The following is a 24,708-nucleotide window of genomic DNA, read 5'->3' as shown; positions in this document are numbered from 1 at the left end:
ACGTCACTCTCTCGGTTACGTGGCCGGCAGCGCGGCACACGTCAACATCACCCGGCATCCGCTTCGCGCACCGCGCGTACGAATGCCGCCATTCGGGCGGGATCCTTCACGCCCTTGGCGCCCGGCACTTCGATGCCGCTCGAGACATCGACCGCGTACGGGCGCACACGCCGAATGGCGTCACTGACGTTTTGCGCGTTCAACCCACCACTCAAAACGGCCCGATGCCCGAGATCTGTTGGGATAAGTGACCAATCGAATACCTTTCCACCGCCACCGAAGCCCTCGACGAGAGCGTCGAGCAGAAGGCCGCCTGCGGCTTTGAACTTGATTGACGATTCTATCAAATGGCTTGTCTCCGCATCAGCCCCAATTCGCAGCGCGCGCCAATAGGATAAACCCGCAATCGCGGCGAGTTCCTCGCATTGTTCGGGGGTTTCGTCGCCGTGAAATTGCAGCAGCGAAAGCGGCACGTTGGATGTGACTTCGCGAATCCACTCGGGCGTTGCATTGACGAAGAGGCCCACGGCCGACACCAGCGGCGGCACGTGCCGCGCCAGTTCCACCGCCTGCGCGACGCTCACCGAGCGCGGACTCGGCGGATAGAACACGAAGCCCACAGCGTCGGCGCCCAGCGCGACGGCGTGCTGCACGTCCTCGACGCGCGATAGTCCGCATAGCTTGACGCGGGTGCGATGCAAATCTCGTTCGGTCATTTCGACTCTGCCCAAATGGCGCTCCAGGGCATGCTGGCGACATGCGGCGGCGGCACCGCGAAGTGTTCAGGATAGCCGACCTCGGCCAGATACAGCCCGTCCGGCATGAAGGTCGGCGCGGCGACACGGCGATCGCGGGCGGCGAGGACATCGGCCATCCACGAAGCCGGATGACGGCCGCGTCCGATCGCGACGAGGCATCCCATCAGATTGCGCACCATGTGATGCAGGAACGCGTTGGCGCGAAAGCGAAAGTGGATGAAGTCGCCCTGCTCGCGCACGTCGATCTGATAGAGATGCTTTACCGGCGTCTTCGACTGGCAATCGGCCGCGCGGAACGACGAAAAATCGTGCTCGCCGATCAGGCACGCGATCGAATCGCGCATCGCGTCGACGTCGAGCGGCGTATGCACCCAGCCTGCGCGTTTCGCCAGCATCGGTGAGCGCACCGGATTGACGTACAGAACGTAAAAGTAGGTGCGCTCGAACGCCGCGAAGCGGGCGTGGAAGTCGTCGGGCATCGGCTTCGCCCATTGCACGGCGACGGTATCGGGCAAAAACGCGTTCGTGCCGCGCACCCACGAGAATTCGGTGCGATCGAGCTCGGTGTCGAAATGGACGACCTGGCCGAGACCATGCACGCCCGTATCCGTGCGCCCGGCGACGACCGTCGGGAGCGGCGTCTGCGCGAATTCGGCGAGCGCGCGCTCCAGTTCGTTCTGCACCGTCTTGCCGTGCGGCTGAGACTGCCAGCCGCAAAACGCCGAGCCATCGTACTGAATGCCTAAAGCGATGCGCATCTCAGGAATGCGGGGCGAGCGTCGACAAGAGCGTGGCGGCCTGCTGACGTGTCGCCGGATCGTTCGATTCGATCACTTCCTGCAACAGCGTGCGTGCGCCGGAGAGATCGCCCAGCTCGATGTATTCGGCGGCGAGTTCCAGCTTGTTGCGCGCGATCGTCGCCAGTTGCGCGGGCGTCAGCGCGGGCATCGGCTCGGTCGCGCTCGACGCGCGCCCGAGATCGAAATCGAGGCTCAGCGGCCCGAATCGCGTCGCGCCGAGACCGGCGACCGAGGCCGCGCCAGCCGTTCCCGCCTCGATTTGCGAGGCCACGGACTGAGCTTGCGATTGCGTAGGCCGCGCCGAATCCGGCTGCGCCATCGGCTGCGGAATGAACGGCACCTGTTCGATCGGCTGCGGACCCGTCGGCGGCGGCTGCAAGGCTGCGGGACGCGACTCGCGCGGCACATCGGACGCCACCGACGATGCCGCCGCTGCCGGCTCCGCTGCGCCGGGCGGCTTGATCGACAGTTCCATGCGCGGCGGCAGTTCCATTTCGAGCGAGCCCAGCGCCTGAATCGCGTCCTGAGGGAATTTCGGCATCGGAAAACGATGCGCAAGCACCGGCTCCTCGTCCGGCGCGATACCCGATTTTTCGGCTTCGCGCGCCGCCTGTTCCTCGATGTCGCGCTGCTCCGCGGCGCGTTGCTCGGCGGCCTGCTCTTCGGCGGCACGCGCCTGCAGTTCGCGCAGTTCGGCTTCGCGCGCGATGATCTCGCGAGCCGCGGCCTCGCGCGCCTGATCTTCGCGCTCGGTCACCTGACGCAACTCGGCTTCGCGCTTCCCGGCTTCACGATCCGCCGACTCGCGCGCGAGCGCTTCCCGCGCGGCGGCTTCGCGCGCGCGAATCTCACGCTCTTCGGCTTCCCGTACGGCCGCCTGGCGCGCCGCGGCTTCGCGCTCCTCGTTTTCCCATTTCTCGGCTTCACGACGCGCCGCTTCGCGCGCCGCGATCTCGCGCGCGTGCTCGTCGTGCTGGTCCTGCGTTTCGGTGGCGCCGACCGGCGGCACGAAATCGGGATGGCGTGCCGCGGGCGCAACCGGCGCGAACGACGCTTCCTGTGCAGCGCGGTTCGCCTGGCCGGGCGCGACAGCGGGCCGGGGCTTCGCCTCGGTCGTCGGCGGCAGTTCGTCGTCGGACGGAACGGCGGGCGCGCGAGTCGCGTCGGCGTTGTCGATACTCGCGGCGGCAGCGGCAAGTCCCGACCGGTCAAGCTCGGATGACTTCTTCTCAGCGGCGACGGCCGATGCCGCAGCCGACGCCTCGCGCGCCTTGCGTATCGTTTCATTGCGCGCGTCGGCGTCGGCCTGGGCTTCCTCGAGACTTGCGAACGTCCTAGACGTGCGATCGACGCCTTCGTTGCTTGCAGCGGCACGTCGCTTCTTGCCGCTGCGCATTCTGAGCAGCAGGAAGCCGACCGCAGCGATCACGGCGGCGATGACGAATGGCGAAAGGCCGATAGTCGCCGCTGCCACGCCGTGGCTGCTCCTTTCGCTGCCGCTGGCAGGCGCGGGCGCTGCCAAGGCAGGCTCGCTCGCGGGCGCTACGGTGGCCGATGCGGGCGCGGGCGTCGGCTGCTCCTGCGTCGACGTGGCGCTCGCCTGCGGTTCGACCGCCGACGCAGGCGCGGTAGCGGACGCCATCGCGCTCTCCGATGCCTGCGCCGGCGCGGGCGTCTCGGCGGGCGGATTCGGTTGCGCCTCGGGTACCGAAGCAGCACTGGAAGCCGCTGAACCGATCAGATCGGCAGGCACGTTCAACACCGCGCCGAGCTTCAGCTTGTTGATATCGTGATTTCCGAACGCGTTCGGATTGGCGTCGAACAACGCACGCGCGGCCTTCGCGCGAACGTCACGATCTTTCGATCCGGTGAGTTCGCTCACGACATCGTTCAGCGACTGCCCCGGCTTGACCGCGTATGTCTGCCCCGTCGGGGCGGGGGCGACGCCGCTCGCCTGAGCGAGCGCATCGCCGGGATTCGCCCAGAACATCGCGCAAACCGCGAGACTTGCCGCGGCGCACGCCGCACGCGATGACGAAAGGAGAGACCGGCGTGGTCGTTGGATCATTGAGGCTCCGGGTCCGGCAAAAATTGAAACATACGGCGCAAAACCGTTCGATAAACCCGGTTTTGCAATAAAACTGCACAAAAACAAAAAGCGCCGCGAGAACCGCGACGCTTTTGGGTTTGGCACGCGCTTCCAGGCGCGTAGTTTACTTTACTTGTCGAGCAGAATGCGCAGCATGCGGCGCAGCGGTTCGGCCGCGCCCCACAACAGTTGATCGCCGACAGTAAATGCCGACAGATACTCGCCGCCCATCGCCAGCTTGCGCAGACGGCCGACCGGCACCGTCAGCGTGCCCGTGACGACCGCGGGCGAAAGATCGCGGATCGACGCTTCGCGCTCGTTCGGCACGACCTTCACCCAGTCGTTCGCGGACGCGAGGATGCCGTGCACTTCGTCGAGCGGCACGTCCTTCGTGAGCTTGATGGTCAGCGCCTGCGAGTGGCAGCGCATCGCGCCGATACGCACGCAAAGGCCATCGACGGGAACGGAGCCCGGCGTGCCCATCGCCGGCTTGCCGAGAATCTTGTTGGTTTCCGCGCCGCCCTTCCACTCTTCCTTCGACATGCCGTTGCCGAGATCCTTGTCGATCCACGGAATCAGCGAACCCGCGAGCGGCACGCCGAAGTTGTCGACGGGCATGCGCTCGCCGTTCATCGCGGCGAGCACGCGGCGGTCGATGTCGAGGATCGCCGACGACGGATCGGCCAGATCTTCCTTCGCGGAACCGTACAGCACGCCCATCTGCTGGAGCAGTTCGCGCATGTTCTGCGCGCCCGCGCCCGAAGCGGCCTGATAGGTCATCGCGGTCGTCCATTCGACGAGGTTCTCGCGGAACAGGCCGCCGAGCGCCATCAGCATCAGGCTGACCGTGCAATTGCCGCCGATGAAGTCACGGCCGCCCTTCACGAGCGAATCCTTGATGACGTTCAAGTTGACCGGATCGAGGATGATGACCGCGTCGTCCTTCATGCGCAGCGCCGAGGCCGCGTCGATCCAGTAGCCTTTCCAGCCCGCCGCGCGCAGCTTCGGATACACCTCGTTGGTGTAGTCGCCGCCCTGGCACGTGATGATGGCGTCGCACTTTTTCAGGTCGTCGATGCTTGTCGCATCCTTGAGCTTCGTCTCGTTTTTGGCGAACGACGGCGCGTTGCCGCCCGCATTGCTGGTGCTGAAAAACACCGGTTCGATCAAGTCGAAATCGCCTTCCTGCTGCATGCGCTGCATCAGGACGCTGCCGACCATACCGCGCCAACCAACGAGACCTACGTTCATGACTAACCCTTACTTGTGGAAGCTTCCCCGCATCTTTACCCGGCGTGGCCGCGCGGGGAAGACGCTCGGACACGAGGGACGATCAGCGAATCGTGATCGCTTTGATGGAGATTTTCGTAATGCGCGCGAGTTTGGAAAACCCGGCCGTGGCTTTAATAGCCACGATGCGCGTGTCGATGGCGAGTTCCGTCGCGACGGCAAATGAGCCGCGTCCGATGGAATCCAGAGAGAATTGAGAGTTCTTCGCCATGACCAAAGAATATACACGATAACCCGATGTTTTCGTCACGCGCTTGCGGCGCGCGTATGAAAATCGTGCGGATCGTGCGTGAACATCGGGAAAAAGAGACGATCGGCCGCGCTTTGGCTTGCAACCGCCGATCGTCTTTCCGGCGGTTACAGCGCCTTCAGCACCGCGTCGCCCATTTCCTTCGTGCCGACGATCTTTCCGTCCGCGGTCGCGATGTCGCCGGTGCGGTAGCCCTGCTCCAGCACCTTCTTCACCGCGCTTTCGATGCGGTCCGCCTGCTCCGTCTTGCCGAGCGAGTAGCGCAGCATCATCGCGGCGGAGAGGATGGTCGCGAGCGGATTGGCCACGCCCTTGCCCGCGATATCCGGCGCGGAGCCGTGCGACGGCTCGTACAAGCCCTTGTTGTTCTTGTCGAGCGACGCCGACGGCAACATGCCGATGGAGCCGGTGAGCATCGCGGCTTCGTCGGAGAGGATGTCGCCGAACATGTTGCCGGTCACGACGACGTCGAACGCCTTCGGCGCCTTCACCAGCTGCATCGCGGCGTTGTCGACGTACATGTGCGACAGCTCGACGTCCGGATATTCCTTCGCGACGTCGATCATTGTGTCGCGCCACAACTGCGACGTTTCCAGCACGTTCGCCTTGTCGACGCTCGTCAGCTTCTTCTCACGCTTCTGCGCGGCCTGAAACGCGACGTGCGCGATACGGCGCACTTCGGGCTCGGAATAGCGCATCGTGTCGAAGCCTTCCTTCGCGCCGGCGAACGGGCCGTCCGGCGCTTCGCGCAGGCCGCGCGGCGCGCCGAAATAGATGTCGCCGTTCAACTCGCGCACGATCAGGATATCGAGGCCCGAAACGATTTCCGGCTTCAGCGACGACGCGCCCGTCAGTTGCGGATAGCAGATCGCCGGACGGAAGTTCGCGAAGAGTTGCAGGTGCTTGCGCAGGCCGAGGATCGCCTGCTCGGGACGCAGCGCGCGCTCGAGCTTGTCGTATTTCCAGTCGCCGACCGCGCCGAACAGGATCGCGTCGGCTTCCTTCGCGAGCGCCAGCGTGGAATCGGGCAGCGGATGGCCCTTCGCCTCATAGCCCGCGCCACCGACCGGCGCTTCTTCAAGCTCGAACTTCTCGCCGAGCGCATTCAGCACCTTGACCGCTTCGGCGGTGATTTCCGGACCGATCCCGTCGCCGGGCAATACTGCAATCTTCATCGTCTCTTCCTTCTTGATCGTGTTTCGATTTATCCGACGAGCCGGTTATTCAGCCACGGCTGCTTCGCGAGGCGCTCGGCTTCGTATTGCTTGATCTTGTCCGCGTGACGCAGCGTGAGGCCGATATCGTCGAAGCCGTTCAGCAGGCAGTACTTGCGGAAGCCCGGCACCTCGAACGCGTACTCGGTGCCGTCGCCGGTGCGCACGACTTGCGCTTCGAGATCGATCGTCAGTTTGAAACCGACGAACGCGTAGGTTTCGTTGAACAGCTTGTCGACCTGCTGCTCCGTCAACACGACCGGCAGCAGACCGTTCTTGAAGCAGTTGTTATAGAAAATGTCCGCGAAGCTCGGCGCGATGATTGCACGAAAGCCGTACTGATCCAGCGCCCACGGCGCGTGCTCGCGCGAACTGCCGCAGCCGAAGTTCTTGCGCGTAAGCAGAATCGACGCGCCCTGATAACGCGGCTGATTCAGCACGAAGTCCGGATTGAGCGGGCGCTTGCTGCTGTCCTCGCCGGGCTGGCCGACATCGAGATATCGCCATTCGTCGAACGCGTTCGGGCCGAAACCGGTACGCTTGATCGACTTCAGAAACTGCTTCGGGATGATCGCGTCCGTATCGACGTTCTCGCGATCGAGCGGCGCGACGAGGCCGCTATGCACAACGAATTTTTCCATGATCTTTCTCTGTATCCCGGTTGATCACGCGAGCTTGCGCACGTCGACGAAATGGCCTTCGATCGCGGCGGCGGCGGCCATCGCGGGGCTCACGAGGTGCGTGCGACCGCCCGCGCCCTGACGGCCTTCGAAGTTGCGGTTCGACGTCGATGCGCAGCGCTCGCCCGCTTCCAGCCGGTCGGCGTTCATCGCGAGGCACATCGAGCAACCCGGTTCGCGCCATTCGAAGCCGGCGTTCGTGAAGATCTTGTCGAGACCTTCGCGCTCGGCCTGCGCCTTCACGAGACCCGAGCCCGGCACGACCATCGCGAGACGGATGTTCGACGCGACGCGCTTGCCCAGCGACTTCACGACATATGCGGCCGCGCGCAAATCTTCGATACGCGCATTCGTGCACGAGCCGATGAAGATCTTGTCCGGCTTGATCGATTCGATCGGCGTGTTCGGCTGCAGCGCCATATAGGTCAGCGCGCGTTCCATCGCGTCGCGCTTGACCGGATCCTTTTCCTTCTCGGGATCGGGCACGCGGCCATCGATCGACGTGACCATTTCGGGCGACGTGCCCCACGTCACTTGCGGCACGATTTCGGCTGCATTCAATTCGACGACGCGATCGAACTGCGCGCCTTCATCCGACTTGAACTGGCGCCAGTATTCGACGGCCTGATTCCACTCAACGCCCTGCGGCGAGTACGGACGATCCTTCAGGTAATTGATGGTCGTGTCGTCGACGGCGACCATGCCCGCCCGCGCGCCCGCTTCGATCGCCATGTTGCAGACGGTCATGCGCCCTTCCATCGACAACGCGCGGATGGTCGAGCCGCCGAACTCGATCGCGTAACCCGTGCCGCCCGCCGTGCCGATCTTGCCGATGATCGCCAGCACGATGTCCTTCGCGGTGCAGCCGCGCGGCAGCGAGCCTTCGACCTTGACGAGCATGTTCTTGCTCTTCTTCTGCAGGAGCGTTTGCGTGGCGAGCACGTGCTCCACTTCCGACGTGCCGATGCCGTGCGCGAGCGCGCCGAACGCGCCGTGCGTGGACGTATGCGAGTCGCCGCAGACGATGGTCATGCCCGGCAGCGTCGCGCCCTGCTCCGGCCCGATGATGTGCACGATGCCCTGGCGCAGATCGTTCATCTTGAACTGCGTGATTCCGAAGCTATCGCAGTTTTGGTCGAGCGTATCGACTTGCAGCTTCGAAACCGGATCGGCGATGCCGTGCGAGCGGTCCGTGGTCGGCACGTTGTGGTCGGATACGGCCAGATTCGCGCTGATGCGCCACACCGGGCGCTCGGCCAGCTTCAGGCCTTCGAACGCCTGCGGGCTCGTCACTTCATGCAGCAGGTGACGGTCGATATAGAGGATCGAGGTGCCGTCCTCTTCGGTGTGGATCACATGCGTGTTCCACAGTTTGTCGTAGAGAGTCTGTGCCATGGTGAGCGCTTTCGTATGTGACTGCGGGGATTTTGGGTGTGCAGCTTGTGCGATCGATTATGCCACCTTCGTATGCGGCGTGGGTACTAGGCTGAGAGAAAAAACCTCGTAAAAACAGATAGTTATGGTAGTGGTGTCAGTACCCGGATCAGGAGTACCCGTCTCGACGGACTGCCCGCTACGTCAATGCTGACGCATTGCATTGACGCCGAGTTCTTCGGCGACTTTGTGCAATCGCTTGTCCCGGGTCCAGATCTTTACGCCAGGCTGCAAATGCGCTGACGCCAGAAGAGATGTGTCGACATACCCGATCCCGCGATTGAAGAGTCGTTGTCTTTCGATCAGGAAGAATACTTCTTCGGGCGTCGCTACCGGCGCGACAGGAAGATCGCTCAAAGCGCCCAGCACGACGTCACGTTCGCGCAGACTTCCAAGCGAGATTTCGCCGATGACGAATGGATGAGCAAGCACGCGCTCCTCGCCGAGCAGATTCACCAGTAACGGTTCGGACGCGTTGATATGGTCGATCCACACCGAAGTGTCGACAAGGATCATTCGCGCTCCTGCCGATGACGCGGCGCGCCTTCGATGCCCGGTTGACTGCCGCCGAGATTCGCAAGTCGCCGAGCCGCTTCACGTTGGACGAGCGCTTTCAGTGCTTCGCGCACCAGCGCCGATTTTTCTGTGACGCCTGTATAGGCTTGAGCTTTTGCCAGCAGATCGTCATCGAGGGCGATGGTCGTACGCATATCCGTATCTCCGTTTCATTAGGCATTTATATTAGCATCAAATGATGGCGATTTTCATGCTTTCAACCCGTCGCCCAAAACGCAAAAAGCCCCGGCAGTCACCCGCCGGGGCCTTCACCTACCTTCAACCGTAAAACGGCTTAACGCTTCGCCAGCGGCTTCGCTTCACGCGGCGTCTGACCGATGAACAGCTGACGCGGACGGCCAATCTTCTGCTCCGGATCCGCAATCATCTCGTTCCACTGCGCGATCCAGCCGACCGTACGTGCCATCGCGAAGATACACGTGAACATCGACGTCGGGATGCCCAGCGCGCGCTGCACGATGCCCGAGTAGAAATCGACGTTCGGGTACAGCTTGCGCGACACGAAGTATTCGTCTTCCAGCGCGATCTTTTCGAGTTCCATCGCGAGCTTGAAGAGCGGATCGTCGTGCAGGCCGAGTTCGTTCAGCACTTCGTGACACGTCTCGCGCATCAGCTTGGCGCGCGGGTCGTAGTTCTTGTACACGCGGTGGCCAAAGCCCATCAGCTTCACGCCCGAGTTCTTGTCCTTCACCTGCTTGATGAACTCGGGAATGTGGTCGACCGAGCCGATCTCTTCCAGCATGTTCAAGGCGGCTTCGTTCGCGCCGCCGTGCGCCGGACCCCACAGACACGCGATACCGGCCGCGATACACGCGAACGGGTTCGCGCCCGACGAACCGGCGAGACGCACAGTAGACGTCGACGCGTTCTGCTCGTGGTCCGCGTGCAGGATCAGGATGCGGTCGAGCGCGCGCACGAGCACGTCGTTGACTTTGTACTCTTCGCACGGGTTCGAGAACATCATGTGCATGAAGTTCGCGCTGTACGACAGTTCGTTCTTCGGATACACGAACGGCTGACCGATGCTGAACTTGTACGCCATCGCGACGAGCGTCGGCAGCTTCGCGATCATGCGAATGGCCGACACTTCACGGTGGCGCGGATCGTTGATGTTCAGCGAGTCGTGATAGAACGCCGACAGCGCGCCCACGGCAGCCGTCAACACCGCCATCGGGTGCGCGTCGCGACGGAAACCGCGGAAGAAGAAGTGCATCTGCTCGTGCACCATCGTGTGACGCGTGACCGTGTCCACGAATTCCTTGTTCTGCGCTTCGTTCGGCAGTTCGCCCTTCAGGAGCAGGTAGCAGGTCTCGAGGAAGTCGGCATTCACGGCCAACTGCTCGATCGGGAAGCCGCGGTACAGCAGCTCGCCCTTGTCGCCGTCGATGTACGTGATCGCGGAATTGCACGCCGCCGTCGACATGAAGCCCGGGTCATACGTGAACTTGCCGGTCTGACCGTACAACTTGCGGATGTCGATCACGTCCGGGCCCATCGTGCCCTTGTAGATCGGCATTTCGACGCTCGGCGAGTTGTCGCTGAACGATAGCGTGGCTTTAACATCTGACGGGGTCATAGCACATCCTCAATCGAAGTATGGATACAGGTTTTCGATAATTTGCACGACGGAAGCTGCGCGGCAAAACTGTTCGATCGGCCTGTGTGCACTGCAACAGGCCTATTTTGCAAAAATCCGTGAGTTCCTGCTGAAATCACACGGTGCGCAGCAGTTCCAGCAAGCGGATTACGTCGGGCGTCGCGAGGTCACCCTCAGGCTCCGTGCGCGCCAGCAGCAAGTCCATCAGTTCGTTGTCGCTCAGTTCCAGCAGGCGGGTCAATGCGGCCACGTCGGCGTCACTGAGGTCATGCTCATATCGGCTGAAGAAGCGATCGAAGATCAGATCGTTTTCCAGCAGGCCGCGCCGCGCGCGCCAGCGAAGGCGCGCACGGCGAAGGGGATCGGACTGATGCGAGTTGTCTTGATTGTCGACCATCACATAGTCCATCTCAGACAGCGCGGCGCACCATCAATTCCTTGATCTTGCCGATCGCTTTGGTCGGATTGAGCCCCTTGGGGCACACGTCGACGCAATTCATGATCGTATGGCAACGGAACAGACGGTACGGATCTTCCAGGTTGTCGAGGCGTTCGCCCGTCGCCTGATCGCGGCTGTCCGCGATGAAGCGATAGGCTTGCAGCAAGCCCGCCGGGCCCACGAACTTGTCCGGATTCCACCAGAAGCTCGGGCACGACGTCGAGCAGCTCGCGCACAGGATGCACTCATAGAGTCCATCCAGTTCGTCGCGCTCCACCGGCGATTGCAGGCGTTCTTTCTCGGGCGGCGGCGTATCGTTGATCAGATACGGCTTGATCGAATGATACTGGTTGAAGAACTGCGTGAAGTCGCAGATCAGATCGCGCACCACGGGCAGCCCCGGCAGCGGGCGCAGCACGATCTTCTGCGGCAGTTCATTCAGATTCGTCAGACACGCCAGCCCGTTCTTGCCGTTGATGTTCATCGCGTCCGAGCCGCACACGCCCTCGCGACACGAGCGACGGAACGACAGCGTCTCGTCCACTTCCTTCAGCTTCACCAGCGCGTCGAGCAGCATGCGTTCATGCGTCAGATCGAGCTCGTACGACTGCATGCGCGGCGCCGCGTCCTTGTCCGGATCGTAGCGATAGACTTCAAAAATACGTTTTGCCATTTCGATTTCCTTGCGCTTTCCTTAGAAGGTACGCGCCTTCGGCGGCACCGATTCGACCGTCAGCGGCTTCATCTGCACCGGCTTGTAATCCAGCCGATCGCCCTCGCTGAACCACAGCGTGTGACGCATCCAGTTCTCGTCGTCGCGATGTTCGTAGTCGCTGTGCGCGTGCGCGCCACGGCTCTCTTTGCGCGCTTCGGCCGATACCATCGTCGCGCGCGCCACTTCGATCAGGTTCGCCAGTTCCAGCGCCTCGACCTTCGCCGTGTTGAACACCTTCGACTTGTCCTTCAGATGCACGTGCTTCACGCGCTCGGCCAGTTCCGCGATCTTGCCGACGCCTTCTTCGAGCAGCTTCGACGTGCGGAACACGCCCGCATGCGCCTGCATCGACGCGCGGATATCGTTGGCGATGTTCTGCGTGTACTCGCCCGAGGTCGATTTCTCCAGCACCGCGAGGCGTTCCATCGCGAAGTCGGCGGCATCGGCCGGCAGCGGCTTGTGCTCTTTCAGTTCCTTCGCGTGCTTGATGATGTGGTTGCCCGCCGCGCGCCCGAACACGACCAGATCGAGCAGCGAGTTCGTGCCCAGACGGTTCGCGCCGTGCACCGAAACGCACGAGCATTCGCCCACCGCATAGAAGCCGTTGACCGGATCGTCGTAGCCCTTGGCTGTTCCAACGACCTGACCGTGCATGTTGGTCGGAATACCGCCCATCTGATAGTGGATGGTCGGCACGACCGGAATCGGCTCCTTGATGCAATCGACGTTGGCGAACTTCAGCGCGATCTCGCGAATCGACGGCAGACGCTTCATGATCGTCTCGGCGCCGATGTGCGACAGATCGAGCAGCACGTGATCCTTGTTCGGACCGACGCCGCGGCCTTCCTTGATCTCCTGGTCCATCGAGCGCGAAACGAAGTCGCGCGGTGCCAGATCCTTCAGCGTCGGCGCATAGCGTTCCATGAAACGATCGCCGTTGGAGTTGCGCAGAATGCCGCCTTCGCCGCGCACGCCTTCGGTGATCAGCACGCCCGCGCCCGCCACACCGGTCGGGTGGAACTGCCAGAACTCCATGTCCTGCAGCGCGATGCCCGAGCGCGCGGCCATGCCGAGGCCATCGCCCGTATTGATGAACGCATTCGTCGATGCCGCGAAGATGCGGCCCGCGCCGCCCGTGGCGAACAGCGTCGTCTTGCCTTCGAGGATGTAGACGTCGCCCGTTTCCATTTCGAGCGCGGTCACGCCGAGCACGTCGCCGTCGGCGTCGCGGATCAGATCCAGCGCCATCCATTCGACGAAGAAGTGCGTTTTAGCCGCGACGTTCTGTTGATACAGCGTGTGCAAGAGCGCGTGGCCGGTACGGTCGGCGGCAGCGCAGGCGCGTTGTACCGGCTTCTCGCCGTAGTTCGCGGTGTGGCCGCCGAACGGACGCTGATAGATCGTGCCATCGGCGTTGCGGTCGAACGGCATGCCCATGTGTTCGAGCTCGTACACCGCGTTGGGCGCTTCGCGGCACATGAACTCGATCGCGTCCTGGTCGCCGAGCCAGTCGGAGCCCTTGATGGTGTCGTAGAAGTGATAGTGCCAGTTGTCTTCGCTCATGTTGCCAAGCGATGCGCCGATGCCACCTTGCGCCGCGACCGTATGCGAGCGCGTCGGAAACACCTTGGACAGCACCGCCACCGACAAGCCCGCGCGCGCGAGTTGCAGCGATGCGCGCATGCCCGAGCCGCCCGCGCCGACGATGACCACGTCAAAGCGACGACGCGGCAGGGAAGTCTTGATTGCAGCCATGTTCTTTAAACTCTCCAGAGAATCTGTGCGGCGTAGCCGGCGCATCCGATCAGCCACAGGATGGTCAATACCTGCAAGAGCAGGCGCAAGCTCATCGGCTTGACGTAGTCCATCCAGATGTCGCGAATGCCGACCCACGCGTGGTAGAAGAGGCAAAGCAAGGCCACGAAAGTCGCGAGCTTCATCCACTGGGTCGCGAAGATGCCCGCCCAGCCTTCATAGGAGAAGTTGTGCGCGCCGAAGAACCAGAACAGCAGAATGACGGTATAGACGGCCATCACGACCGCGGTGATGCGTTGCGCGAGCCAGTCGCGCAGACCGTAATGCGCGCCGACGACCAGGCGCTTGGGGCCGACTCGATTTTGCGTTGCCATGTTTAGAACACTCCGAAGATCTTGAGGGCCATCGCGAGCGTGAGCAACAGCGAAACGATCAGCACGATGAGGGCGGTCTGACGGCCGCCTTCCTTGTTCACCGCGACGTGGGTGTCGAGCAGCAGAAAGCGAATGCCCGCGCAGAAGTGATGCAGATACGCCCACGACAGCACGAGCGTGACGATCTTGACGATGGGGTTGGCGAGAAAGCCCTTGAACGCGTCGAACGAAATCTCCGACGTGAGGCTCTGATCGAGCAGGTACAGGATGAACGGCAGACACACGAAGAGCAAGAGCCCGCTCACACGATGCAGGATCGAGACCTTCCCTGCCAGCGGCAAGCGATACTTCGCGAGCTGGCCGATTCCGATGTTCCGGTATTCCGGCCTTGGTTTTTTTACGGCTTCAGCCATGCTAGACCCCAACTTGTTAAAACAACACTAATCCGCGATTTTAGCGCCTTTTTATTTCGCGCTGCAGCGAATAGCCGTCCAAAAGACTGTTGCTGCATGCGCGAAAATGGCCGTACCAACGTGCGTATTCAGCGAGCACTCAGCCAGTGCTCGCGACCCCGCTTCATTCGATCAACTCAAGTCGTTCTGATAGTAATAACCGGTCGTGACATACCATCCGCGCCGCACTTCGACAGGCCGATCGCCATAGGTATAGGACACGCGCTCCACCGATAAAAGCGGAAATCCCTGCGCCACATCGAGAAATTGCGCGACGGTCTCGTCGGCGGCGACGGCGCGGATCTTTTCCGTCGCGCGGATCATGCGCGTGCCGAACTCCGTCTCGAACATCGCGTAGAGCGGGCCCTTGTACTCGGCGAGTCGCTCGGCCGTGAGTCCGCGAAACACCGCGCCCGGCAGCCAGATTTCATCGAATACGGTGGTTACGCCATCAAACTGCAACAAGCGCTTGATAAGAACGACAGGGTCGGCGGGCTTCAGGTCCAGTTGACGCGCAATCTCGGCGGGCGCGCGCAGCCGTCTGCATTCGAGCAGGCGGCTCACATGGGGATGAACGTCGCCGTCGTCGGGCAGAAGGCGCAGGAAGCGGAACTGCACGCGGTCCTCGTTGTGCGTCGCAACGAACGTGCCTTTGCCCTGACGGCGAACGAGGAGGTTGTCGGCGGCGAGCTCGTCGATCGCTTTGCGGACCGTGCCCTGACTCACCTTGTAACGCGCGGCCAGTTCGACCTCGCTCGGGATGATCTCGCCAGGCTTCCATTCGCCGGACTCGAGCCCCTGCGTGATGAGCGCCTTGATCTGCTGATACAGCGGGCTGAACGTCGGCGACGGCGTGCTCGCGGCCTCAGCCGCCGGTGCAGTGCCGTTGGGGGTCGTCGTGCTCGCCGGGTTGGAATTCATGCCGCGCATTTCAACACAAGGGCCGCCGTGCGTCCAGACTTTTCCCGTAGATTCCTATGTCTTATATAAGACATAAGATAGTGTTGACTTTACCTCGGACCGATCCTACACTCTTTGTCGAGCAAGGGTTTGCGGGTCGTTGCGAGAGCGCAGGAACCGTCGGCCAGCGTGTTTTGCATGGCGGTTGTAGCCGCCAGAGCACTCTGGGTCGCGGCAGCCACGCATTGCGCAGCATACCGCCAGGCACGCCCTTTCGCTTTCGCCTCACGCCGATCGGCCACTCGATTCGCGCGCCGCTGCCTGCCCCACGCCTCGCAACGTCAAGCGCCGTCTCGTATGGGCGCGTTGCCGTCAGACCAAGCGAAATCATCGCGTCCTTCCAGATCATCCCGCACGCCTCTCGCTCGAAGAGAAGGATTCATGGCATGACAGTCACGCCGCTCGAACATTCATGCGACGCGAATCCATCAACGAACGCGCGCCACGGCACGTGGCGCCGCGTTCGGCGATTCGCACGCGGCATGGCCGGCATGTCTTCATCAACGCTTTGCGTAACGCGCATAAAATGGCGTTTTTCCCTAGCGTTCCACGCACTGTCCAGGAGAGTTCTCAATGGCTAAGTCCGCAAAGCGCGTTGCCGTAACCGGCGCCGCAGGTCAAATCGGCTACTCGCTGCTGTTCCGTATCGCCAACGGCGATCTGCTCGGCAAAGACCAGCCCGTGATTCTTCAGTTGCTCGATCTGCCGCAAGCGCAAGCCGCCGTGAAGGGCGTCGTGATGGAACTGGAAGACTGCGCGTTCCCGCTGCTCGCAGGCGTGGTCGTCACGGACGATCCCAAGGTCGCGTTCAAGGATGCCGACGTCGCGCTGCTCGTCGGTGCGCGTCCGCGTTCGAAGGGCATGGAGCGTAAGGACCTGCTGTCGGCGAACGCCGAAATCTTCACGGTTCAGGGCAAGGCGCTGAACGATGTCGCGAGCCGCGACGTGAAGGTGCTGGTCGTCGGCAACCCGGCGAACACGAACGCGTACATCGCGATGAAGTCGGCGCCGGATCTGCCGAAGAAGAACTTCACCGCCATGCTGCGCCTGGACCACAACCGCGCGCTGTCGCAACTGGCGGCCAAGTCCGGCAAGCCGGTCGCGTCGATCGAAAAGCTCGCCGTGTGGGGCAACCACTCGCCGACGATGTACCCGGACTTCCGCTTCGCGACCGCCGAAGGCCAGGACCTCACGAAGCTCATCAGCGACGACGAATGGAACCGCAACACGTTCATCCCGACCGTCGGCAAGCGCGGTGCGGCGATCATCGAAGCGCGCGGCCTGTCGTCGGCGGCATCGGCGGCCAACGCGGCCATCGATCACGTGCGTGACTGGGTGCTCGGCACGAACGGCAAGTGGGTGACCATGGGCATTCCGTCGGACGGCTCGTACGGCATTCCGGAAGACATCATCTACGGCGTGCCCGTCACGTGCGAAAACGGCGAGTACAAGCGCGTCGAAGGTCTGGAAATCGACGCGTTCTCGCGCGAAAAGATGGACGGCACGCTTAACGAACTGCTCGAAGAGCGTGACGGCGTCGCGCATCTGCTCGGCAAGTAAGCACGTTTCACAAGGGAAGCTCGCAAGGGCTTCCCGTCAGCGCGAACGCTTCGCCGCGTTCGCGCCTGATCCGATCGCGCTTGAAGTGTTCGAGCGCGGCCGAATCAGAAGCATGAGCAAGATCGAATTCACATCCCTCCAATCGGACCCGATGCCGACGATGCGCGATCTCACTCCCGCCGAAGTGCTGTTTGACGGCGAACCGCAGCCTGCCGTGCTTCCGCCCTGCGATCACTACGCGGGCAGCGAGAAGCTGATCAGGAAATCACTGGCGTTGCAGGCGCAACTGGGCCCGGTGTTCGACATCACGCTCGATTGCGAGGACGGCGCGCAAGTCGGTCACGAGACCGGCCATGCCGAGATGGTGGCATCGTTCGTCGGCGCCGAGGAAGACCGCTTCGGTCGCGTCGGCGTGCGCATCCACGACTTCCATCATCGAGCGTGGCGCGACGACGTGCGCATCATCCTGCGCAACGCGAAGCACGCGCCCGCGTTCATCATGCTGCCGAAGATCCGCAGCGCTTCCGATGCCGCCGAGATGGTGGCCTTCATCGAAGCAACGCGCAGCGAGCTCGGCATTGCGAAGCCGATTCCCTGTCATCTGCTGATCGAAACGCACGGCGCGCTCGCGCAGGCGTTCGAACTCGCCGCGCTGCCGGGCGTCGAATCACTGAGCTTCGGCCTGATGGATTTCGTGTCCGCGCACAACGGCGCCATTCCCGATACCGCGATGCGCTCTCCCGGCCAGTTCGATCATCCGCTCGTGCGGCGCGCGAAGCTGGAGATCGCCGCTGCGTGTCACGCGCATGGCAAGGTGCCGTCGCACAATGTATCGACGGAAGTGCGCGACATGAGCGTCGTCGCGAACGATGCCGCGCGCGCCCGCAACGAGTTCGGCTACACGCGCATGTGGAGCATCCATCCGGACCAGATCAGGCCGATCGTCGAGGCTTTCTCGCCGCGCGCCGATGAAATCGCGCTCGCCGCAGAGATCCTGCTCGAAGCGCAACGCGCGCGGTGGGGCCCGACGCGCCACGGCGACACGCTGCATGACCGCGCGAGCTATCGCTATTACTGGTCGGTGCTGCGTCGCGCGCACGCGACCGGCCAGACGTTGCCCGACCAATGCGCGCCGCTCTTCGACACGCCGGTTTCAGAGACATGAGCGCGGGCGCGTTCTTCAAGCACGACAAGTCACGCCGCCTGGCGAGCGTACGAAAGGAGACTGGAGAGCATGACTGATACCGCATCGACCGAAGCACCCGCAGCCGGTGGTTTCAAGCCGAAGAAATCCGTCGCACTGTCCGGCGTCACGGCGGGCAATACCGCGCTGTGCACGGTCGGCAAGACCGGCAATGACTTGCACTATCGCGGCTACGACATTCTCGATGTCGCGACCACTTCCGAATTCGAAGAGATCGCGCATCTGCTGGTGCACGGCAAGCTGCCGAATGCGGCCGAACTGAAGGCGTACAAGACGAAGCTGAAGGCGCTGCGCGGCCTGCCCGCGAATCTGAAGGCCGCGCTGGAATGGATTCCCGCGTCCGCGCATCCGATGGACGTGATGCGTACCGGCGTCTCCGTGCTCGGCACCATCCTTCCCGAGAAGGACGATCACAACGTGCCGGGCGCGAAGGATATCGCCGACAAGCTGATGGCCTCGTTCGGCTCGATGCTGCTGTACTGGTATCACTACTCGCACAATGGCAAGCGCATCGAAGTCGAAACCGATGACGATTCCATCGGCGGGCACTTCCTGCATCTGCTGCATGGCGTGGCGCCGTCGAAGTCGTGGGTCGATGCGATGCATGTATCGCTGAACCTGTATGCCGAGCACGAGTTCAACGCATCGACGTTCACGGCGCGCGTGATCGCCGGCACCGGCACCGACATGTACTCGGCGATCACCGGCGCGATCGGCGCGCTGCGCGGCCCGAAGCACGGCGGTGCGAACGAAGCGGCCTTCGACATTCAATCGCGCTATGAAACGCCCGACGAAGCGGAAGCCGACATCAAGCGCCGTGTGGAGAACAAGGAAGTCGTGATCGGTTTCGGCCATCCGGTGTACACGATCTCCGATCCGCGCAACAAGGTCATCAAGGAAATCGCGAAGAAGCTGTCGAAGGAAGCCGGCGACACGAAACTGTTCGATATCGCCGAGCGTCTCGAAACGGTGATGTGGGACGCGAAGAAGATGTTCCCGAATCTCGACTGGTTCAGCGCGGTTTCGTATCACATGATGGGCGTGCCCACGGCGATGTTCACGCCGCTGTTCGTGATCTCGCGCACGTCGGGTTGGGCGGCGCACATCATCGAACAACGCATCGACAACAAGATCATCCGGCCGAGCGCAAATTACACCGGACCGGAGAATTTGAAGTTCATCCCGATAAATAAGCGAAAATAGCGGGCTGCGCGATCGGATTTCACGAGGAAGAAGTCCACGCCGCGCGGCAATCGCCATTCAACCCCAATGTTTTTGAAAGGTTTTTTTCGATGAATAAACTTCTGATCGCTGCAATCGCCGGCACGCTGGCTACGACGAGCGTCTTCGTCAGCGCCGACGCCTTCGCTGCGACGGCCACCGATTCGAGCGCGGCCAAGGCCAAGCGCCCCGCTCCGGCTCGCCGCCTGATCAAGCGCAGCCCCAAGGCCGAAGCGGCCGCGGCGGCCAAGACTGATCCGATTCCCGAAGGTGCAGTGAAGTGGTCGTGCAAGGACGGTAACGCTTTCTACCTGAAAGGCGACATGAAGCGTGACGCCATCGTCACCGTGAACTGGGCCAAGAAGGATTACCGCCTGCCGCGCCAGGACACGACGACCGGTGCGGATCGTTTCCACGATTCGGCGTCGGGCATGGACCTCGTCGTGATCCCGTCGAAAGCGATGCTGTTCTCGGATAAGGACTCGTCGCGCCTCGCCGACGAGTGCATGACGCCCGACATGGCTGCGGGCGGCCCGGCTCCGACGCAGTCGAACGCGCTGATCAAGAACGCGGAGTAAGTTAGCTCAGCACTTAAATCAGGAATCCCTCGATGTCCGCACCGATTTCCAACGTCCGGCCCGATCCGGACAAGGTACTGGTAGACATAGTCGACTACGTGCTCGATTACAGCGTCGACAGCACGCTTGCACTCGAAACGGCGCGCAACTGCCTGATCGACACACTCGGCTGCGGACTCGAAGCACTCTCCTACCCCGCCTGCACCAAGCTGATGGGACCGATCGTGCCGGGCACGATCGTCCCCAACGGTGCGAAGGTGCCAGGCACCCCGTTTCAACTCGACCCGGTACAGGCCGCGTTCAATATCGGCGCGATGATCCGCTGGCTCGACTTCAACGACACATGGCTCGCCGCGGAGTGGGGCCATCCGTCCGATAACCTCGGCGGCATTCTCGCAACGGCCGACTGGCTTTCGCGTAACGCGATCGCATCGGGCAAGAAGCCGCTCGACATGAAAGACGTCCTGATCGCGATGATCAAGGCGCACGAAATTCAAGGCTGCATCGCGCTGGAGAACTCGTTCAACAAGGTCGGGCTCGATCACGTGCTGCTCGTCAAGCTCGCATCGACAGCGGTTGTCGGGCAGATGATCGGCCTCACGCGCGATGAACTGATCAACGCGGTGTCGCTCGCCTTCGTCGATGGCCATGCGCTGCGCACGTATCGTCATGCGCCCAACACGGGCTCGCGCAAGTCGTGGGCCGCGGGCGACGCCACCTCGCGCGCCGTGCGCCTCGCGTTGATCGCGAAGACCGGCGAGATGGGCTATCCGTCCGTTCTGAGCGCTAAAACATGGGGCTTTTACGACGTGCTCTTCAAGGGCGAGGCGTTCAGGTTCCAGCGCCCGTATGGTTCTTACGTGATGGAGAACGTGCTCTTCAAGATCTCGTTTCCCGCCGAGTTCCATGCGCAAACGGCCGTCGAAGCCGCGATGACCTTGCACGGCAAGCTGAAGCAAGCCGGCAGATCCGTCGATGACATCAGGAAGATCACGATTCGCACGCACGAAGCGGCGATTCGCATCATCGACAAGAAGGGGCCACTGAACAACCCCGCGGACCGCGATCACTGCATTCAGTACATGATCGCCGTGCCGCTGATCCACGGCCGTCTCACCGCCGCCGATTACGAAGATGCCATCGCGCAGGACCCGCGCATCGACGCGCTGCGCGCGAAAATGGAATGCGTGGAAGACTCGCAGTACACGAAGGATTATCACGATCCGGACAAGCGCTCGATCGCGAATGCGCTGACCGTCGAATTCAACGACGGCACGACGCTCGATGAAATCGCGGTCGAGTATCCGATCGGTCACAAGCGCCGGCGCGCGGACGGCATTCCGTTGCTCGTCGAGAAGTTCAGGACGAATCTCGCGCGCCGTTTTCCGCAAAAGCAGCAGCAGGCGATCCTCGCGGTATCGCTCGACCAGGCAAGACTCGAAGCGATGCCGGTCAATGAATATGTCGATCTGTACGTGATTTAGCCTCACAAAGAAGCAATTTCCTCGTCTTAGTCCAAGGAAAATAACCATGGCCCACAATCTCCACAACACGCTCAAGGAATTCGACAGCGGCTCCGGCAAAGGCAAGCTCTACTCGCTGCCACAACTCGGCGACGCGCTGAAGGTCAAGATCCAGCGTCTGCCGGTCTCGATCCGGCTGGTGCTCGAATCGGTGCTGCGCAATTACGACGGCAAGAAGATTTCCGAAGAGCACATCGAGCAACTGGCGAACTGGAAGCCCAACGCCGCTCGTGTCGATGAAATTCCGTTCGTGGTCGCGCGCGTCGTGCTGCAGGACTTCACGGGCGTGCCGCTGCTCGCCGACATCGCCGCGATGCGTGGCGTCGCCAAGCGCGCGGGCAAGGATCCGAAGGCGATCGAGCCGCTCGTGCCGGTGGATCTCGTCGTCGATCACTCGGTGCAGATCGATCACTTCCGTGAGCCGAACGCGCTCGACCTGAACATGAAGCTGGAATTCCAGCGCAATAACGAGCGCTACCAGTTCATGAAGTGGGGCATGCAGGCGTTCGACACGTTTAAGGTCGTGCCGCCGGGCATCGGCATCGTGCACCAGGTGAACCTCGAATACCTCGCGCGCGGCGTGCACAAGAAGACCGAAGGCAACGACACCGTCTACTATCCGGACACGCTCGTCGGCACGGACAGCCACACGACGATGATCAACGGTATCGGCGTGGTAGGCTGGGGCGTGGGCGGCATCGAAGCGGAAGCGGGCATGCTCGGCCAGCCGGTGTACTTCCTGACGCCGGACGTCGTCGGCGTCGAGCTGAAGGGCAAGCTGCGCGAAGGCTGCACGGCGACCGACCTCGTGCTGACCATCACCGAAATGCTGCGCAAGGAAAAGGTCGTCGGCAAGTTCGTCGAGTTCTTCGGCGAAGGCACGGCCTCGATCGGCGTGCCGGATCGCGCGACCATCGGCAACATGGCGCCCGAGTACGGCGCGACCATGGGCTTCTTCCCCGTCGATGAAAAGACCATCGACTACTTCAAGGGCACGGGCCGCACCGACGCGGAAATCGCCGCGTTCGAGCAGTACTTCAAGGCGCAGAAGCTGTGGGGCGTGCCGAAGGCCGGCGACATCGACTACACCAAGACGCTTTCACTCGACCTGGGCACGGTCGCGCCGTCGCTCGCGGGCCCGAAGCGTCCGCAGGATCGCATCGAAATCGGCAACGTGAAGAGCACGTTCGCCGACCTCTTCTCGAAGCCCGCCGGCGAAAACGGCTTCAACAAGAAGGCCGCCGATCTCGAAGCCGACTACAAAACCGCCGACGGCGTGAACCTGAAGAACGGCGACGTGCTGATCGCCGCGATCACGTCGTGCACGAACACGTCGAACCCGAGCGTGCTGCTCGCCGCCGGTCTGCTGGCGAAGAAGGCCGTCGAAGCGGGTCTGACGGTCGCGCCGCACATCAAGACGTCGCTCGCGCCCGGATCGCGCATCGTCACCGAGTATCTGACGAAGACGGGCCTCCTGCCCTATCTCGACAAGCTCGGCTTCACGCTCGCCGCGTACGGGTGCACGACCTGTATCGGCAATGCGGGCGACCTGACGCCGGAACTGAACGACGCGATCACGAAGAACGACGTCGTCGCGGCGGCGGTGCTGTCGGGCAACCGTAACTTCGAAGCGCGTATTCACCCGAACATCCGCGCGAACTTCCTGGCTTCGCCGCCGCTGGTTGTGGCATACGCGATCGCGGGCACCATCACGCGCGATCTGATGACCGAGCCTGTCGGCAAAGGCACGGACGGCCGCGACATCTATCTCGGCGACATCTGGCCGACGAGCGACGAAGTCCACGCGCTGCTCAAGTTCGCGCTCGACGCGAAGGCGTTCCGCGAGAACTACTCGCAGCTCACGAAGGACGGCGACCTGTGGAGCAAGATTGCGGGCGAAAGCGGTCAGGTGTATGACTGGCCGAAGTCGACGTACATCGCCGAGCCGCCGTTCTTCGGCAGCGACTTTTCGATGCAGCCGGCCGATTCGATCCCCGCGGTTACAGGCGCGCGCGCGCTCGGCATCTTCGGCGATTCCGTGACGACCGACCACATCAGCCCGGCGGGCTCGATCAAGGAAACGTCGCCGGCGGGCGTGTGGCTGAAGGCAAACGGCGTGCAGAAGGCCGACTTCAACAGCTACGGCTCGCGTCGCGGCAATCACGACGTGATGATGCGCGGCACCTTCGCGAACGTCCGTATCAAGAACCTGATGATTCCGGCGAAGGCCGACGGCACGCGCGTCGAAGGCGGCCTGACGATTCATCAGCCGAGCGGCGAACAGTTGTCGATCTACGATGCCGCGATGAAGTACATCGACGCCGGCACGCAGACCGTCATCTTCGCGGGCGAAGAATACGGCACGGGTTCGTCGCGCGACTGGGCGGCGAAGGGCACGCAACTGCTCGGCGTGAAGGCCGTGGTCGCGCGCAGCTTCGAGCGTATCCATCGCTCGAATCTCGTCGGCATGGGCGTGTTGCCGCTGCAGTTCAAGGGCGCGGACAGCGTCCAGTCGCTGAACATCACGGGCGAAGAGACCTACGACATCGAGGGTCTCGGCGACGACTTCAAGCCGCAGCAGGAAGTCACGCTGGTGATCCATCGCAAGGACGGCAAGGAAGATCGCGTGCAGGTGCTGCTGCGTATCGATACACCGATCGAAGTCGACTACTACAAGCACGGCGGGATTCTGCCGTTCGTGCTGCGCTCGCTGCTCGCGGCGTAAGCAAGCCTGTTTTGCAGGTGACCGCGCTCGAAAGAGCGCGGGAACATTGGACCCGGCCCCGGCCGGGTTTTTTTTCGTCCTAGGCCTTGGAGGTCGCGAGTTTCGTGGGCATCGCACGGCGCGCAAACCACGCGCGCGCGATTTCGCCCAGCCGCCGCGCACCGCCGTGAGACGAGTCGGACGCCAGCGAGAACCAGCTCGAATCTGCCGTTCCGCTGACCCAGATCGTCGTGTAAGGCTTCAGTTCGACGGACGCGCCCGCGTCCAGCCAGTAATCATCGGCTGTGCCTTCGATGGTCAGCCAGACTTGCCCGCGCTTCACGCGCAAGGTCTGTGGCCGATCGATCACCCAGCGCGTTGGCGCGTCGCGCCGATCGAGTTCGAATGTCCGGATTTCACGCATGATGCTGCTCCTTCGGATCGTGTAACTGGAAGGCCGCATTCGAATGCGAAAGCAGCCGTTGAGCGTATTATTCGCCCGATTCCGAACAGGTTGAATGAACAGTTATGAACA

Annotated in this window: 24 protein-coding genes; 6 read left to right on the top strand and 18 right to left on the bottom strand. The window is 62.5% G+C overall.

All coding sequences use genetic code 11. From position 1 onward, the window contains the following. Positions 1-47: 47 nt before the first annotated feature. The 17 genes from IAG25_RS14865 to IAG25_RS14785 form a co-directional block, all read right to left on the bottom strand. Entirely contained in the window at positions 48-716 is a 669-nt protein-coding gene (locus IAG25_RS14865) for a phosphoribosylanthranilate isomerase (protein ID WP_187605515.1), read from the bottom strand. Continuing rightward, positions 713-1,516: a tRNA pseudouridine(38-40) synthase TruA gene (truA, locus tag IAG25_RS14860; protein WP_187605514.1), complete on the bottom strand. Its 804-nt coding sequence runs from the start codon at positions 1,514-1,516 to the stop codon at positions 713-715. The genes IAG25_RS14865 and truA overlap by 4 nt, the downstream gene beginning before the upstream one ends. Before the next feature lies 1 nt (position 1,517). Continuing rightward, on the bottom strand, positions 1,518-3,626 hold the full coding sequence (locus IAG25_RS14855) for a FimV/HubP family polar landmark protein (RefSeq protein WP_187605513.1): 2,109 nt from the start codon (positions 3,624-3,626) through the stop codon (positions 1,518-1,520). Positions 3,627-3,776: 150 nt separating this feature from the next. Next, positions 3,777-4,898, bottom strand: coding sequence for an aspartate-semialdehyde dehydrogenase (gene asd / locus IAG25_RS14850; RefSeq protein ID WP_187605512.1), 1,122 nt, complete (start codon positions 4,896-4,898; stop codon positions 3,777-3,779). 82 nt (positions 4,899-4,980) lie between these two features. Next, complete coding sequence (locus IAG25_RS14845) at positions 4,981-5,148, bottom strand: hypothetical protein (RefSeq protein ID WP_187605511.1); 168 nt, start codon at positions 5,146-5,148, stop codon at positions 4,981-4,983. Positions 5,149-5,294: 146 nt separating this feature from the next. Beyond that, entirely contained in the window at positions 5,295-6,362 is a 1,068-nt protein-coding gene (leuB, locus tag IAG25_RS14840) for a 3-isopropylmalate dehydrogenase (protein WP_035511187.1), read from the bottom strand. Between the two features lie 29 nt (positions 6,363-6,391). Continuing rightward, positions 6,392-7,042 carry a 3-isopropylmalate dehydratase small subunit gene (gene leuD, locus IAG25_RS14835; protein ID WP_187605510.1) on the bottom strand — a complete coding sequence of 217 codons (651 nt, stop codon included), beginning with the start codon at positions 7,040-7,042 and terminating at the stop codon, positions 6,392-6,394. A gap of 24 nt (positions 7,043-7,066) precedes the next feature. Then, positions 7,067-8,476: a 3-isopropylmalate dehydratase large subunit gene (gene leuC, locus IAG25_RS14830; protein ID WP_187605509.1), complete on the bottom strand. Its 1,410-nt coding sequence runs from the start codon at positions 8,474-8,476 to the stop codon at positions 7,067-7,069. A gap of 183 nt (positions 8,477-8,659) precedes the next feature. After that, complete coding sequence (locus IAG25_RS14825; RefSeq protein ID WP_187605508.1) at positions 8,660-9,031, bottom strand: type II toxin-antitoxin system VapC family toxin; 372 nt, start codon at positions 9,029-9,031, stop codon at positions 8,660-8,662. Continuing rightward, complete coding sequence (locus IAG25_RS14820; RefSeq protein ID WP_187605507.1) at positions 9,028-9,225, bottom strand: type II toxin-antitoxin system VapB family antitoxin; 198 nt, start codon at positions 9,223-9,225, stop codon at positions 9,028-9,030. Before IAG25_RS14820 ends, IAG25_RS14825 begins: the two co-directional genes overlap by 4 nt. Before the next feature lie 140 nt (positions 9,226-9,365). Further along, positions 9,366-10,667 (bottom strand): citrate synthase, encoded by a 1,302-nt coding sequence (gltA, locus tag IAG25_RS14815; RefSeq protein ID WP_187605506.1) that lies wholly within the window; start codon positions 10,665-10,667, stop codon positions 9,366-9,368. A gap of 136 nt (positions 10,668-10,803) precedes the next feature. Then, positions 10,804-11,097, bottom strand: a complete 294-nt coding sequence (locus IAG25_RS14810) for an FAD assembly factor SdhE (RefSeq protein WP_187605505.1) — start codon at positions 11,095-11,097, stop codon at positions 10,804-10,806. Position 11,098: 1 nt separating this feature from the next. Beyond that, positions 11,099-11,800 (bottom strand): succinate dehydrogenase iron-sulfur subunit, encoded by a 702-nt coding sequence (locus tag IAG25_RS14805; protein WP_008354056.1) that lies wholly within the window; start codon positions 11,798-11,800, stop codon positions 11,099-11,101. A 21-nt stretch (positions 11,801-11,821) separates the two neighbouring features. Next, on the bottom strand, positions 11,822-13,597 hold the full coding sequence (gene sdhA, locus IAG25_RS14800; protein ID WP_187605504.1) for a succinate dehydrogenase flavoprotein subunit: 1,776 nt from the start codon (positions 13,595-13,597) through the stop codon (positions 11,822-11,824). Positions 13,598-13,602: 5 nt separating this feature from the next. Further along, complete coding sequence (sdhD, locus tag IAG25_RS14795) at positions 13,603-13,971, bottom strand: succinate dehydrogenase, hydrophobic membrane anchor protein (protein ID WP_187605503.1); 369 nt, start codon at positions 13,969-13,971, stop codon at positions 13,603-13,605. A gap of 2 nt (positions 13,972-13,973) precedes the next feature. Beyond that, positions 13,974-14,384, bottom strand: coding sequence for a succinate dehydrogenase, cytochrome b556 subunit (gene sdhC, locus IAG25_RS14790; RefSeq protein WP_187605502.1), 411 nt, complete (start codon positions 14,382-14,384; stop codon positions 13,974-13,976). 171 nt (positions 14,385-14,555) lie between these two features. Continuing rightward, positions 14,556-15,353, bottom strand: coding sequence for a GntR family transcriptional regulator (locus IAG25_RS14785; protein ID WP_062256789.1), 798 nt, complete (start codon positions 15,351-15,353; stop codon positions 14,556-14,558). A gap of 603 nt (positions 15,354-15,956) precedes the next feature. Between IAG25_RS14785 and IAG25_RS14780 the strand changes: the two genes are divergently transcribed. The 6 genes from IAG25_RS14780 to acnA all read left to right on the top strand — a co-directional run bounded on the left by IAG25_RS14780 (position 15,957) and on the right by acnA (position 24,194). Next, complete coding sequence (locus tag IAG25_RS14780) at positions 15,957-16,943, top strand: malate dehydrogenase (RefSeq protein WP_035511232.1); 987 nt, start codon at positions 15,957-15,959, stop codon at positions 16,941-16,943. Between the two features lie 160 nt (positions 16,944-17,103). Next, positions 17,104-18,108, top strand: a complete 1,005-nt coding sequence (locus IAG25_RS14775; RefSeq protein WP_187605631.1) for an HpcH/HpaI aldolase/citrate lyase family protein — start codon at positions 17,104-17,106, stop codon at positions 18,106-18,108. 69 nt (positions 18,109-18,177) lie between these two features. Continuing rightward, positions 18,178-19,350 (top strand): bifunctional 2-methylcitrate synthase/citrate synthase, encoded by a 1,173-nt coding sequence (gene prpC, locus IAG25_RS14770; RefSeq protein WP_187605501.1) that lies wholly within the window; start codon positions 18,178-18,180, stop codon positions 19,348-19,350. An 89-nt stretch (positions 19,351-19,439) separates the two neighbouring features. Next, positions 19,440-19,946 carry a hypothetical protein gene (locus IAG25_RS14765; RefSeq protein ID WP_035511237.1) on the top strand — a complete coding sequence of 169 codons (507 nt, stop codon included), beginning with the start codon at positions 19,440-19,442 and terminating at the stop codon, positions 19,944-19,946. Positions 19,947-19,978: 32 nt separating this feature from the next. Further along, positions 19,979-21,430, top strand: a complete 1,452-nt coding sequence (locus tag IAG25_RS14760) for a bifunctional 2-methylcitrate dehydratase/aconitate hydratase (RefSeq protein ID WP_187605500.1) — start codon at positions 19,979-19,981, stop codon at positions 21,428-21,430. A 46-nt stretch (positions 21,431-21,476) separates the two neighbouring features. Then, positions 21,477-24,194, top strand: a complete 2,718-nt coding sequence (gene acnA, locus IAG25_RS14755; protein ID WP_187605499.1) for an aconitate hydratase AcnA — start codon at positions 21,477-21,479, stop codon at positions 24,192-24,194. Positions 24,195-24,273: 79 nt separating this feature from the next. On the opposite strand, the gene IAG25_RS14750 is transcribed toward acnA, so the two are convergent. After that, positions 24,274-24,597, bottom strand: a complete 324-nt coding sequence (locus IAG25_RS14750) for a DUF2917 domain-containing protein (protein ID WP_187605498.1) — start codon at positions 24,595-24,597, stop codon at positions 24,274-24,276. Positions 24,598-24,708 lie beyond the last annotated feature (111 nt).

This window comes from Caballeronia sp. EK, assembly GCF_014384845.1.
GTDB classification, from domain to species: Bacteria; Pseudomonadota; Gammaproteobacteria; order Burkholderiales; family Burkholderiaceae; genus Caballeronia; species Caballeronia jiangsuensis.
This window is presented reverse-complemented; position numbering and strand designations above follow the sequence as displayed.